This is a genomic window from Pseudokineococcus sp. 5B2Z-1, assembly GCF_037482305.1.
Taxonomy (GTDB): domain Bacteria; phylum Actinomycetota; class Actinomycetes; order Actinomycetales; family Quadrisphaeraceae; genus Pseudokineococcus.
This window is the reverse complement of record NZ_JBBHZG010000001.1, coordinates 600,304-614,524: the sequence shown is the minus strand read 5'-3', so window position 1 is coordinate 614,524 and position 14,221 is coordinate 600,304. Positions and strand designations below refer to the sequence as shown.

General features: G+C 75.2%; 8 protein-coding genes. 4 read left to right on the top strand and 4 right to left on the bottom strand.

The annotated features are described in order from the left end of the window. Nucleotides 1-119: 119 nt before the first annotated feature. Complete coding sequence (locus tag WDV85_RS02585; protein WP_339569125.1) at nt 120-551, top strand: adenylyltransferase/cytidyltransferase family protein; 432 nt, start codon at nt 120-122, stop codon at nt 549-551. Nucleotides 552-775: 224 nt separating this feature from the next. Then, nucleotides 776-2,206, top strand: a complete 1,431-nt coding sequence (locus WDV85_RS02580; protein ID WP_339569124.1) for a hypothetical protein — start codon at nt 776-778, stop codon at nt 2,204-2,206. A 148-nt stretch (nt 2,207-2,354) separates the two neighbouring features. Here WDV85_RS02580 and WDV85_RS02575 read toward each other — a convergent pair whose 3' ends face one another. The 4 genes from WDV85_RS02575 to cysC all read right to left on the bottom strand — a co-directional run bounded on the left by WDV85_RS02575 (nt 2,355) and on the right by cysC (nt 7,642). Continuing rightward, the gene (locus WDV85_RS02575; RefSeq protein WP_339569123.1) at nt 2,355-2,642 is read right to left on the bottom strand and encodes a hypothetical protein; all 288 of its coding nucleotides are present in this window, start codon (nt 2,640-2,642) and stop codon (nt 2,355-2,357) included. A 224-nt stretch (nt 2,643-2,866) separates the two neighbouring features. Next, the gene (locus tag WDV85_RS02570) at nt 2,867-4,249 is read right to left on the bottom strand and encodes a glycosyltransferase (RefSeq protein ID WP_339569122.1); all 1,383 of its coding nucleotides are present in this window, start codon (nt 4,247-4,249) and stop codon (nt 2,867-2,869) included. A 589-nt stretch (nt 4,250-4,838) separates the two neighbouring features. After that, nucleotides 4,839-6,302, bottom strand: a complete 1,464-nt coding sequence (locus WDV85_RS02565; protein ID WP_339569121.1) for a lipopolysaccharide biosynthesis protein — start codon at nt 6,300-6,302, stop codon at nt 4,839-4,841. Further along, entirely contained in the window at nt 6,299-7,642 is a 1,344-nt protein-coding gene (gene cysC, locus WDV85_RS02560; protein ID WP_339569120.1) for an adenylyl-sulfate kinase, read from the bottom strand. The genes WDV85_RS02565 and cysC overlap by 4 nt, the downstream gene beginning before the upstream one ends. Nucleotides 7,643-8,166: 524 nt before the next feature. On the opposite strand from cysC, the gene WDV85_RS02555 reads away from it, so the two are divergent. Beyond that, entirely contained in the window at nt 8,167-8,484 is a 318-nt protein-coding gene (locus tag WDV85_RS02555) for a hypothetical protein (RefSeq protein WP_339569119.1), read from the top strand. 266 nt (nt 8,485-8,750) lie between these two features. Further along, nucleotides 8,751-13,913: a LamG-like jellyroll fold domain-containing protein gene (locus WDV85_RS02550; RefSeq protein WP_339569118.1), complete on the top strand. Its 5,163-nt coding sequence runs from the start codon at nt 8,751-8,753 to the stop codon at nt 13,911-13,913. Nucleotides 13,914-14,221: the final 308 nt, after the last annotated feature.

Below are 14,221 nucleotides of genomic sequence, written 5' to 3'. Positions count from 1 at the left end.
TCCCCGGTTGGAGCAGCGTCGGCCGACCCCGTCCTTAAACTCGGGTCACGGGCGCGCGGCGCCCACCGCCCGCGGGAACGTCCCGGAGCGAAGAGTGCGAGCACGACCGGAGGAACGCCATGAGCGGACGAGTCGGGTACGCGCCGGGCGTCTACGACCTCTTCCACATCGGCCACCTCAACGTGCTGCGGCACGCCAGCGAGCTCTGCGACGAGCTCGTGGCGGGTGTCGTCTCCGACGAGATGGCCCTGCTCGCGAAGGGTGCCCGCCCCGTCGTGCCGCTGGAGGAGCGGCTCGAGATCGTGCGCGGCATCCGCTATGTGGACCGCGCGGTTGCGGAGGTCGTGCCCGACAAGCTCGACACCTGGCAGGAGGTGCGCTTCGACGTCATCTTCAAGGGCGACGACTGGCGGGGCACCCCCAAGGGCCACCGGCTCGAGCACGACATGGCGACCGTCGGCGTGGAGGTCGTGTACTTCCCCTACACCGCGCACACGTCGAGCACCGTGCTGCGGCAGGCGCTCTCGCGCCTGGGCGACCTCTCCTCCTGACGGCCCCCCGGGGCAGTGCCCTGGGGTCGCCGCCCGCTGCGCGGCGTCCCTGCCGGGCGACTCCCACTGCACCCCGGTCGGTCGTCGACCGGAGGTCGTGGCCGGCCGTCAGGACCTCCTCCCCTACCGCATCTCGCGCCCGGTGTCCTCCGGAAGGGTGAACACGTGCCATGCTCCCGCCCGATCGCCAGGGGGACTTGCTGACGGACGTGGAGAAGAGGGACATGACTTATCGCAACGCACGCGGTGACGCCCGAGCCGGGCTGCTGGGCCGCCGCCTCCTCGCCGGGGCGGTGCTCGCGTCGCTCGTCGGCGCCGGGCTGGCCGCCCCCGCGGCGGCCGACGACGCCGACGAGCTCGTGGTGGCGCCCGGCGTCTCGGCCGCCGGAGACTGGGGCAGGCCGGGCGCGCCGGGGACGGCCGCGGCCGGCTTCACCGTGGAGGAGCTCCCCGAGGGCGGGACGCTGTACCTGGCCCTCGACGCGGCGAGCCCGGGCGGCACGGGCGGCTACCGGGCGCGGGTCAAGGTCGAGCCGGACGGCGGCCTCGTCGTCGGCACGTCGAAGGTCGTCGACGGCCGGGAGGGCTGGTACTCCAGCACCCCGGTCGAGGGCGAGGTCGAGCCGGGCGACGTCGTCAACCTGGAGGCCGACTTCACCGGCGCGCCGCGGGGCGACGTCCTCGTCCGTGCCTGGCCCTCCGACGAGACCCGGCCGGACTGGCAGCACGACCTCGTCGACGACGGCGAGGTCCCCGTGACCTCGACGCTCGTGAACCGCACCTGGGGGTACCTCTCGAGCGGCGCCTCCGGAAGCGTCTCCGTCGAGGTGGGCGACGTGCGGGAGCAGGTCGTGGCCGAGCCCGTGCACACCGGGGGGAAGCCGGGCGCGGCCACGACCGGCGTGCCCGATGGGACGAAGCTGACCCGCCACGACGGCGACCTGGTCATCACGACGCCCGGCGCCCGCTATGACTCATTGGACGTCCACGGCTTCGTTGTCGTGCGCGCCCCGGACGTCACCATCACCCGCTCGCTCATCCGGGGCGGGCGCCAGACCGGCAACCGCGGCCTCGTCACGGTCGACGACAGCCGCTCCCGGAATTTCACCATCGAGGACAGCACCCTTAAGCCCGATCACCCGTCCGTCTGGTATGACGGGATCAAGGGCAGTGGCTTCACTGCGCGGCGCGTCGACATCTCCGGCACGGTGGACAACATCAAGATCTACGGGGACGACGTGCTCGTCGAGGACTCCTGGCTCCACGACAGCCGCTGGTTCGCCTCCGACCCCAATCAAGGCGGGGGCCCGACGCACAACGACGGCGTGCAGGTGCTGGGGGGGAGCCGTATCACCTTCCGGGGCAACAGCATCACCGGTGCCTCGAACGGGGCTGTTCAAGTGACACAGGACTACAGCCCCGTGATGGGACTGACCTTCGTCGGGAACTGGCTGAGTGGCGGCACGTGCTCGGTCAAGATCAACCACAAGGGCGAAGCCTCCCGCCCTCAGGTCGCCGTCCGTGACAACCGCTTCGGGCTCGGGCAGTCGATCGCCGGTTGCGCCGTCCTGGCGACCTCGCGCACCGATCTGTCCTCGTCCGGAAACGTGTGGGACGCGACGAGCCTGCCGATCGTCGTCACCCGCTTCGGCTGACCTCCCTGGTTGACGACCCTGTGCCAGAGCGGCGACCCCGCGCCCGGCGCGGGGTCGTCGCTGTGGCACGGGGGCACCAGACGTGAGGGCTGCCGCCGCGACGAGGAGACGCCTCGGACCAGTCGACCGAGCGGCCGGCGCGAGAGTGCTAGAGGCGGCTGAGCAAGCGGCGCGCCGCTCGGCGCCGTCGAGAACGGCGGGGCGCCGACCCCTGGGCGAGCAGCGCCTCGCGGAGCCGCGCCGCTGACTCTGGGGCGTCCGCGTCGGCGAGGACGAGGACGAGGTCAGGCACTGCGGTGATGCGCGCCTCCACCAGCGCCTCGCCGAAGCGCTGCGGTGGGGCTAGCTCGACGACGTAGCCCGCGCGGCGGAAGACGTGAAGAACGGGGGTGTCGACGAGGATGACGGGCACGAGGTCGGTCCGAGCCGACTGCACTTCTCGCAGTGCCGCGAGGTGATCAGCTGCGGCCCGCTCGGACCCTCCGAGGAGGGCGACGAGAACGACCAAGCCGTCCCTCGCGGGTGGTGAGCCGGCGCCGCGGCGCAGCCACGGTGGCGGACCTGAATCGGCACGCACGAGGCCACCGAGGAGTGGGCGCGCGGCGCGCCGCGCCAAGGAGCGCCACGGAGCGGCGGCTCTGCTGGCTAGCTCCCTCATGCTCACCGGGTCGCTGCCACGAGCTCGCCGCCGTCGGCCCCGTCGGCGAGGGCCTCCACGGCCCGCATCGCGTCAGCCGCACCGTTGCCCGGCCAGACGTCGCGGCACCTCGCCTCGACGGCCTCGCGTGCAGCCTCGTCAGCGAGGAGGCGTGCGGCCTCCCGCAGGCGTGAGGCGGCCTGGGGCGTACCGACGCCGAGGTCGAGACCGACACCCGCATCGTGGGCCCAGCCGGCACGCTGGGGCTGGTCATCGCGCTGGGCGGGAACTCCCGCGTACGCGCCGGGGCGACCGGCGGCGACCGTCTCGTGGAAGGTGTTGTAACCGGCGGCCGTCACGACGAGGTCGATACCGGCCATCACGCGGGCGAGCGGCTGGACGGAGACCGCGCGGGCCGCACCCAGGTCCGGCTCTCCCTCGGCGATGCGCGGACGGGCTACCAGGACCTGAACGTCGCGGACAGCCTGAGACAGGACGTCGACGACCTCGCGCTGGTGCGTGACGGCGTCGTACCAACGTCCGGCACCGAGCATGACCAGAGCAGTCGGACCCTCACCCTCCACGCCCAGCTCCCTTCTCGCCTCGGGTCGTGGCAACGCCTCGTCCGGGTCGAGCAGCAGGACGGGGCGGACGACGAGAGCGTCACCTCGCCCGCGAGTGAGCCCGCGGTCGTGGGTGGCGGCCAGCTCGCCCGGCTCGATCACCAGGTCGAAGCGGCGCGACAGGAGGAGGTCCTCGGCGCCATGGCCAGGGCGCCACATGGGGCGGCGAGACCACACGAGGCGGGGGGCGTCGCGCCGTCGTGCGAGCTCGACGAGAGCGGGGTACGGGTGCGTGCCGTCGAAGACGAGGACGTCAGGGCGTAGGCGCTCGACCTCCTTCGCGAGGCGGCGTTCCAGGACGCGGTCCCACCGACGGGGGGAGATCCCCATGTCCCTCGCGGACGGCACGTAAACGTGGGGGAGGTGCGCCGCGCCTGCGGTGACCGCGGACGACAGCGAGAGCACATGGACGTCGGTCCTCGGATCGGCTCGGCGCGCCATCGCGGTCAGCCGCGTCAGATGGCCCATGCCCGAGCCGTTGGAGCTCATCAGCAGCACCCGCCGCTGTGGTGCTGCGCTGATCGCACCGCTCAACTCCGGCGGCAGACGCGCCTCCCCCGTCACCGGCGCCAGCGCCCGACGCACGGCGATGACGAAGGCGTCGGCCCGCTCCGCCGCCAGCTCGCCGAGTGCGGACCTGTCTTCGTCCCTCTCGTCCGCCTCGGCGAGCAAGGCGACGATCGCCGAAGGCGGTGCTGGGGGGAGGACGAGCGCACCCGCCCGGCGTGCGCGCTCCGCCCAGAGGGAGTCGATCGGTGCGACGACGACCGCCGCCGCTGCCACAGCCGTGACGGCCGCGCTCCCTCGGACCGGACGTCGCCCCGGCAGCGAAGGGAGACGTCCCGCGTGCGGGCCCACCAGGAGCAGCCGTGCGTCCACCCCTGCGCGACGGAGGGCGCGCACGAGCGATGAGTCCGCGCGTGGACGGCCTGACCTGACGACGAGGACCCCGCCACCACCCCGGCGACGGCGAGCCAGCGTGCCAGGGCTCTGGTACGAGGCGTGTGCCACCGGTAGCGGCATCGACGAGCGCGCGAGGTGGGCCCGCGCGAGGACGGCGGCCGGCGGTGCCGCGGCGCCGCGGCGCCCGTCGATGACGACGTCGACACGGACGGGACGACCAGCGGGGATGATCGGCGTCCTCAGCCGGCGGACGACGTCGAGGAGCTCTTCGGGTAGCCCCCCGGGGGGCGGCAGGACCGCGCTGCGGAGCCCGGCGGACGTCAAGAGCTGCAGGTCGTCGGCGGACTGGGCGGCGTCCTCGGCATCGGCCGCCACCACGCGCAGCACGTTTAGCGCCACCCCACCGTCCGACAGTGCCACGCGCCCAGCCTAAGGGGGTCCGTACGTGTCACGGGTCGGGCGCGAGGAGTCACGCGTGACGGCGGGCGGCGCGGCGGGCGAAGGTGAGGACGACCCGTGCATCACGCCTGACCGGTGGCACCAGGGTGCAGGCCGCGGCGACCCAGGCCGCGGCGAGCAGAAGCCCCAGCGCGAGCTGGGCGATCGGTGCGTCGAGCAGCCACGTCGCTCCGTTGGCGGCCAACCCGGCAGGCGCCCCCACGAGGAGCACGGACCGACTCGCGGTCACGACGAGGGGTCGTACGTCGACCCCGGTGGTCCGCCCGGCGTGCCAGAGCGAGATGCCCCAAGCCAGCAGGTGGCCCACGCCGTGGCCGACGGCGACGCCCAGGGCCCCCCAGGGCAGCCCGGCCAGCACGCAGACGACGAGGAGCGGCCGCGTGACCAAGAACTGCTTGAGCTGCGCTCCCGTGCGTCCTCGCGAGAGGTACATCCAAAAGGCGAGCTGGGACAAGGCCCTCGGTACGCCGCCGAGGGCCAGCACGAGCAGGAGCGGGACCACACCCGCCCAGCCGGGACCGAAGAGCACATCGACGACGGGATCGGCGAGTCCTGCGACGACGAGGAGGACCGTCGTCGTCACGTAGCAGCCGACGAGCTGGGCCCGGCCGAGTGCGTGCGCATAGCCCGCGTCGTCGTCCTGGAGCCTCGAGAGCACCGGCAGGGCGACGCGCGTCATGGGGGCGTTGATCTGGTTCAGCGGGGCCAGCAGCAACTGGTAGGCGCGCGTGTAGAGGCCCAGCGGCCCGGCTCCCCACACCGCCCCGAGAGCGACGTCATCGACGTTCTTGGTGACGTACGTCATCGCCTGCGTGCCTAAGAGGCCGGAGCCGTAGCCGAAGAACCGTCGGAGCGAAACGCCGCGCCTGTATCGGCGGGGTCGCCAGTGGACGGCGGACGCGACGACGACCAGCCCGGCGGCCGCCCCGACGAGCTGCTGGGCGACGACCGCCCACAGCCCGGCGCCCAGCAGTGCCAGGGTCACCGCGGCCGCGACGGCGACCGCCTGGGCGAGAACGTCCGAGAGCGCGAGCCACCCGAGGCGGAGGGAGCGAGTGAGGTCGGCTCGCAGCTGGGTGCCCAGGCCGGAGAGGAGGAAGATCGGGCTGAGCGCGAGCACCACCGGCAGCAGCCGGGGTTCGTCGTACAAGGTGACGAGCAGTGGAGCGCTCGCGGCCGCGACGAGGGTGCACGTCAGCCCCAGAGCAGTGTTGGCCCAGAAGAGGTTGGTCCGCTCATCGTCCTCCAGCGTCCGCGCCTGTACGGCGGCGGACGACAGCCCGAAGTCCCGGACGAGGTCGGCGATGCCGATGACCGCGGTGACCATCGCCACGAGACCGAAGTCCTCGGGGACGAGGAGCCGAGCCAGGACGACGACCGAGCCGAGCTGGAGGACGGCTCGCAGCAGCTGCGTGGTGAGCGTGACACCGGCTCCTCGTGCGGCGCGGTCCCCGAGACCGGTCACCGCGCTCATCGCGCCGTCGCTGGGTCAAAGCTTACCCATCCATGCGACGCCAGCGCACGCAGCAAGAGGTCGACCGACGTCTCGAGGTCGTCGACCGAGGTGTCCAGCACGACGTCGGCGTCGCGCGGCTCCTCGTAGGGGTCCGAGACGCCCGTGAAAGCGGGGAGGTCGCCGGCACGGGCCCGTGCGTACAGCCCCTTGCGGTCACGCGCCTCGCAGACCGCGAGGGGCGTCGCCACATGCACGAGCAGGAAGGCGCCCCCCGCCCCGTCGACGGCGGTCCTGACCTCCTCGCGGGTCGCTGCGTACGGCGCGATGGGGGCGCACACCGCCACGCCGCCGTGGCGGGCGACCTCCGCGGCGACCCAGCCGATCCGGCGCACGTTGAGCTCTCGGTCGGCCCGCGAGAAGCCGAGGCCCGCCGACAGGACGCGACGCACGCGGTCGCCGTCGAGCAGCGTGACCGACCGGTCCGTCCTCTCCAGGAGGGCGGTGGTCAGGGCGCGCGCCACCGTCGACTTGCCCGAGCCCGAGAGCCCGGTCAGGAGCACGACGACGCCGGTGCGGCCGGCCGGACGAGCCCTGTCGAGCTCGCGCGCGCTCGCCGCCGTCCAGACCCTCTCCCCGGGCTCGGCGGACGGCGGGCCGTCGAGGAGGTCGGTGCGCACGATGTCGCCGTACGCCGCCGCGACCCGCACGGCGAGCGCGACGTCCCGCTCGGGGCGGCCCACGGAGGGCACCGGCACGGGCACGACGTCGAGGTCGTCCGCCGCCTCGGGGAGCCAGGTGCGCGCCAGCGCGTCGCCGTCGAGGTGCAGCGTCCGAGGGCTCGGACCCTGGTGCTCGCCGGTCAGCGGCAGGACGAGGAGGCGCGCTCCGGCCTCGGCGGCCGCACCCCGGAGGGCGGCGACGTGGTCGCGCGAGGCGGGAGCGCGCACCGGCGCGGCGAGGACCGGGGGGTCGGCCGCCGGTCGGCCCCCGCTCCGGGCCGGCCTCTGGGCCGCGGCGGCCGCGGAGCGCGCCATGGGGCGGACGGCTTCGACCGAGCCCGCCAGCGAGGACGTGGCCGTGGCGTCGGGCGCCGCGGACTGGAAGGGGGTCACCACGGCGACGGTGACGCCCTCCTCGTCGAGGAGGGCGAGCCGGCCCGCCGCCCGGGCGCGCCGGGCCACCTCGGCGGGCACGGGGAGCCGGGGTCCCCAGGCCGGGTCGGCCGGGTCCTCGGTCGCGTCGTCGCGCGCGGTGGCCCGGTCCGGCCCGTAGGCACCGAGCAGCAGGCACTCGACGTCGTCCAACACGGCCGACGGCGGCGACCACCGCGGTGCTGCCTCGGCGTCGTCGTCGTCCACGTGCGTCCTCCGTCGTCGGCTGCCGGGGCCTGCCGCCCGGACGCGCGAGCCTAGGCGGCTTCGCGGGCCTCGCGTCCGAGCTCCGCACGGGTGCCGCGGCCTCGGAGGGCGGACGGCGGGGGAGGGGACTCTTAGTCTCGTCGTCCAGGAGCGGTGGTCCCCGACGGAGGAGGTCGCAGGTGCGTGTCATGGCGATGAGTGGTCGACGGGTCGGGGGGGCGTCGCGAGCGCGGGCTGCGGTGGCGGCTCTGGGGCTGGCCGCCGTCCTCGCGGCCTGCTCCGCCCCTGCCGGCGACGACGGCGCAGCGGTGTCGACCCCCACGGGTGCCACCCCCGACGCGACGGCGACCGCGGGCGCGACCGACGTTCGGCCCTCCGCCACGGCGAGGCCGGACGAGGGGGGCGGGACGGGCTCGCCGGCGGCCCCCCCTCCGGCGACGCCCGGTGCGCCGGTCGCCACCCGGACGGCGGCCCCCGTCGCGGTCGGGCAGGACGCGGCCTTCGAGAGCGGCCTCGTCGCGCGCGTGACCGCGGTCGACGAGGTCGACGTCGAGGCCCGCGGGCCCGGTGACGTGGACGGGCCCGGTCGTCTCGTCCGGCTCGAGCTGACGAACGGGTCGTCGACGCCCGTGGACCTCGACGGGGTCGGCGTCACGGCGACGACCGCGGACGGCGCGCCGACCCCCTCCGTCTCCGGCAGCCCCACGGACCCGGTGACGGGCGAGCTGGCCCCCGGGGCGTCGGTGGGCGGCGCGTACGCCTTCGTCGCGCCGGAGGGCGTCCCGTTGCGCGTCCAGGTCGTCCAGAACCAGCAGCCGGACGTCGTCGTGGTCGTCGAGTAGCCGCTCCGCCGGCCGACCCCGCCGGACTGCGCCCGGTCGGGCTCGCGGGAGCCCGGTGGCGACGTCGCCGGAGCGTCGCGATCCGACAGGACGTGGTCGTGCGGTCTCGAGGCAGGCCTGCTGCGCCCGTCAGGGTGACGCGGCGTCATCAAACGGCATCCCTGGGCGGGTCCACTTCGCCGAAGCGATGACGGCACGTCATCGCGCCACCTACTCTCGCGGGCAGGCCGTCACCGCCGGGGTGGCGCGCGCTCTCCGGGGGCACGATGTCCAGCAGGTTCCGCACCCTCCTCGCCGCCGGCGGCACCGCGGCGACGCTCGCCCTCGGCCTCCTCGTCGGGGCGCCCGGCGCGGTGGCCGCCGACGTGGTCGCGTCGACGCCCGCGAACCCGCCCGTCCCGGCGACCGTCACGGCGGACGTGCTGCCGACCGTCCAGGTCAACGGCGTCGTCTGGGACCAGGTCGTCGTCGGCGACACGGTCTACGTGACGGGCGAGTTCACGCGCGCCCGGCCCGCTGGCAGCCCCGCCGGGACGAACGAGACCCCGCGCGCCAACCTCCTCGCCTTCGACATCCGGACGGGGCAGCTCGACACGCGCTGGGCGCCGACGCTCGACGCCCGGGGGCTCGCCATCGCGGCGTCGGCCGACGGCCGCCGGATCTTCGTCGGCGGTGAGTTCGGGCGGGTCAACGGCGCCAGCCGCACGCGGCTCGCCGCGCTCGACGCCTCGACGGGCGCCCTCGTCACGGGCTTCGCCCAGGCGGGCGGCAAGGTCGGCGCGCTCGAGGTGACGGGCGACACCCTGTACGTCGGGGGCAACTTCACGACGCTGGGCGGCCAGGCGCGCACGCGCCTCGGCGCGGTGAGCGCGAGCTCGGGCGCCCTGCTGGCGTGGAGCCCGCAGGCGGACCGCGAGGTCATGGGCCTGGCCGCGCCCGCGGGCAGCGGGCGCGTCGTCGCCGCCGGACGCTTCGACACCCTCAACGGCAGCTCGCAGCCCGGCATGGGCGCGCTCGACGCGGTGACCGGCGCGACGCTCGGCTGGGCCGCGAACCAGCGGCTGCAGAACCACGGGCCCGACTCGGCGATCTGGTCGCTGTCGACCGACGGCCGACAGGTCTATGGCACGGCCTACGACTACTACGGGCCCAGCGACTTTGAGGGAAGCTTCGCGGCCGGTATCGACGGGACGCTGGCCTGGGTCGTCGGCTGCATGGGGGACACGTACGGCAGCGCCCCGGTCGCCGGCGTCCTCTACACGGTGGGGCACCCCCACAACTGCTCGACGATCGGCGGGCACCCGCAGACCGAGCCCTGGACCTTCCAGCGCGCGATGGCGACGACGACGGACGTCCGCGGGACAAACCTCGACGGCCCCTTCGCCGGGACGCCCGCCCCGCAGCTGCTGCACTGGCTGCCGACGCTCGCCGCCGGCAGCTACACCGGGCAGAGCCAGGCGGCCTGGACCGTCACCGGGGACGACCGCTACGTGGTCCTCGGCGGGGAGTTCCCCCGCGTCAACGGCGTCGCGCAGCAGGGCCTCGTGCGCTTCGCCACCTCGGCGGTCGCGCCGCGCAAGGAGGGGCCGCAGGGGTACGCGGACCTCAAGCCCGAGGTCACCACGGCCGCCGGTCCCGGGGTGCGCGCTGCCTTCACGGCGGCCTGGGACCGCGACGACGCGGAGCTCACGTACGAGCTCCTCCGCGGCAGCGCGGCGTCGTCCGCCGTCGTCGTCGCCACGACGACGGCGCGGACCGCCTGGTGGTCGCGCCCGCGCCTTGCGCTGCGCGACCCGGGTGCGCCGGCGGGGACCACGCAGACCTACCGCGTCCGCGCCCGTGACGGCGCCGGCAACACCATGACGAGCCTCACCACGGCCGTCGACGTGCCGACGACGGCGCCGAGCGGGTCAGACGCCTACGCGCAGAGGATCCTCGCCGACGGCCCGACGGCGTACTGGCGCCTCGGTGAGACGGGCGGCGCGACCGCCTACGACTGGGCCGGCGGCGACGACCTCCGTCTCGGCGGCGCCACGACGCGGACCGGGGACGGCGCGGTGACCGGCGACGGAGCAGCGACCTTCCCGGGCACGGACGTCGTGCCGGCAGCTTCGACGGCGCGGACGACGGCGCCTGACACCTTCTCCGTCGAGGCATGGTTCCGCACGACGAGCACGACCGGCGGGAAGGTCGTGGGCTTCGGCGACCGCACCGACGCCCGGAGCAGCAGCTACGACCGCCACGTCTACCTCGACGGGCAGGGCCGCGTGCACTTCGGCGTCTACCCCTGGGCGGTCCGCCTGCTCTCGAGCGGCCCCGGACTCAACGACGGGCAGTGGCACCACGTCGTCGCCACGCTCGGCGCCGAGGGGCAGACCCTGTTCGTGGACGGCCTGCGCGTGGCGCGCGACCGGTCCACGACCACCGGCCAGCCGTACTCGGGCACCTGGCGCGTCGGAGGCGACAACCTCGGCGGGTGGCCGAACGTCGGCACGGAGGACCTGGCCGGCGACGTCGACGAGGTCGCGGTCTACCCCGCCCAGCTCGCCCCCGCGACCGTCGCGGCCCACTTCGCGGCCAGCGGCCGCACGGGCGCCGGGGGAACGGCGCCCTCCGACGCGTACGGGGCCGCCGTCGTCGCCGACGACCCGGACCTGTACTGGCGCCTCGACACCGTGGAGGGCGGCACGACGCCGGACTCCTCCGCGAGCGGACGCGACGTCGGCCGGGTCCAGGGGGACCTGCGCCTGGCCGAGCCCGGCGGCGTCCTCGGGAGCCCGGCGGCGGCCACGACCGACGGCCAGTGGGCCGGCCTCGGGTCCAGCACCCGCGTCAGCAACCCGCGCACCTACTCGGAGGAGCTCTGGTTCTCCACCGGGACGACCCGCGGGGGCAAGCTCATCGGCTTCGGCTCCGAGCAGTCCGGCTGGAGCGGCGGGTACGACCGCCACGTCGAGATGCTCGACGACGGTCGCCTGCGCTTCGGGACCTGGACCGGGCGCGAGAACACGGTCACGAGCGAGCGGACCTACAACGACCGCCGCTGGCACCACGTCGTGGCGACCCAGGGGTCCGACGGCATGAAGCTCTACGTCGACGGCCTCCTCGTGGGAACCGACCCGCAGACCCAGGCGCAGGACTACGCCGGCTACTGGCGCGTCGGCGGCGACTCGGGCTGGGGCGGCCACTCCAGCGCCTACTTCGAGGGGCGCGTCGACGAGGTCGCCGTCTACTCGTCGGTCCTGACCGCCGAGCGGGTGGCCGAGCACCACGCGCTGGGGCGGCTGCCCGTCGACGAGCCGCCGACGGCCTCCTTCGAGGCGCGCACCGACGGGCTCGAGGTCGCGGTGGACGCCTCGGCGTCCACCGACCCGGAGGGCGCGGTGACCTACGGCTGGGACTTCGGGGACGGCACGACGGCGAGCGGCGTGACGGCCTCCCACACGTACGCCCGCCCGGGCGTGCACGAGGTCGCCCTGGTGGTCACCGACTCCGGCCGGCAGACGTCGCGGACGACCCGCACCATCACGGCGGCGGCCCCCGTGCCCGCCGACGCCTACGGGGCTGCCGTGCGCGCCGACGGCCCGTCGCTGTACTGGCGGCTCGACGAGGCCGACGGCGGGACGACCGCGGACTCCTCGGCCACCGCGTCGCAGACGGGCCGCGTCCTCGGCGCCCTGTCGGTCGAGACGCCCGGCGGGCTGCGCGGGAGCGCGGCGGCGGCGACGCTCGACGGCCTGGAGGCGGGCGTGGCCTCCGGGACGCCCGTCGAGGGGCCGAGCAGCTACTCCGAGGAGCTGTGGTTCTCCACGACCTCGACACGGGGCGGGAAGCTCATCGGCTTCGGTGACCAGCAGAGCGGGTGGAGCGGCAACTACGACCGCCACGTCGAGCTCCTCGACGACGGCCGTGTGCGCTTCGGCACCTGGACCGGGACGGAGAACACGACGACGAGCGAGCGCGCCTACAACGACGGCGCCTGGCACCACCTCGTCGCGACCCAGGGCGCGGACGGCATGAGGCTGTACGTCGACGGCACCCTCGTCGGCACGCACCCCCAGACCGGCGCGCAGCCCTACGCCGGCTACTGGCGCGTGGGGGGCGACACCGGTTGGGGCGGGCACAGCAGCGGCTACGTCGAGGGCCGCGTGGACGAGGTGGCCGTCTACCCCCGCGCGCTGAGCGCCGAGCGGGTGGCCGAGCACCACCGGCTCGGGACGAGCACGGAGCCGGAGCCGGAGCCGGAGCCGGAGCCGGAGCCGGAGCCGGTGGACGGTGCGCCGTCGGCGGCGTTCGAGGCGGTGGTCTCGGACCTGGCGGTGCGCGTGGACGGGAGCGCGTCGTCGGACGCGGAGGGGCCGCTCTCTTTCGCGTGGGACTTCGGTGACGGGGCGAGCGCGACGGGGGCGACGGCGGAGCACGCCTACGTGGCGGCGGGCTCGTACGAGGTCGTGCTGGTGGTGACGGACTCGGCGGGTCAGACGGCGACGGCGCGGCGGTCGGTGGAGGCCACCGCCCCGGAGCCGGTGGACGGTGCGCCGTCGGCGGCGTTCGAGGCGGTGGTCTCGGACCTGGCGGTGCGCGTGGACGGGAGCGCGTCGTCGGACGCGGAGGGGCCGCTCTCTTTCGCGTGGGACTTCGGTGACGGGGCGAGCGCGACGGGGGCGACGGCGGAGCACGCCTACGTGGCGGCGGGCTCGTACGAGGTCGTGCTGGTGGTGACGGACTCGGCGGGTCAGACGGCGACGGCGCGGCGGTCGGTGGAGGCCACCGCTCCCGTCCCGGCGGGTCCGGCCGTCCTGGCGGAGGACTCCTTCAGCCGCACGACGAACAGCGGCTGGGGCACCGCCGACCGCGGCGGGGCCTGGACGACGTCCGGCACCGCCGGCAGCTTCGCCGTCCAGGACGGCAGGGGAGTCGTCCGAGCGGAGAAGGTGGGTTCGAACCGGGCCGCGTCGCTGGCGGGGGTCTCGTCCACCTCGAGCGAGGTGCGGGTCACCACGTCGCTCGACACGGCTCCCTCGGGAGGCGGCACCTACGTGTCGGTGCTGGGGCGTCGCGTGTCGACGACGAGCGACTACCGGGCGAAGCTGCGCTACTACGCCGACGGCCGCGTGACGGTCGCCCTCGTCCGTGTCGTGGGCGGTGGGGAGACGACCCTCTCGTCCGCCACGGTGCCGGGTGCGGTCGCCGCGGCCGACCGCCCCCTGGAGGTCCGCCTCCGGGTGACGGGCTCCGGGACCACCGAGTTGGCGGCCCGGGTGTGGCCCCAGGGGTCGCCGGAGCCGTCGGCCTGGACGACCCGGGCGTCGGACACGACGGCCGCGCTCCAGGGCCCCGGTGGCGTCGGCGTCCTCCTCTACGTGTCGGGCTCGGGGACGCCGGGGGCTGCCCGCTTCGACGACCTCCTGGTGACCGACCCGACCTGAGCCTGTCGCGACGCCCGAGGCCCGCGCCCCCTCCCGGGAGCGCGGGCCTCGTGCGTCCAGGCGGCGGGTGGGTGCGACGCCGCGCGCGGGCGGTGCGGGCGCGGCGCGCCTTGAGCCGCGTCGTCGCTGTCGCCCGGATGCTGGCGCAGGAGGGTGACGGGGAGGGCCGACAGGGGCAGCGGGCGATCCGGCGGAGTCAAGGGCCGCGGGGACGGGGACGACCCCTCCGCATGTCCACATCGGCAGCTCGGGCCACCGCACTCGCGGGGTGCGCGGGTGCCGGTCCCACGTCGACCCCCTCGGAGCCC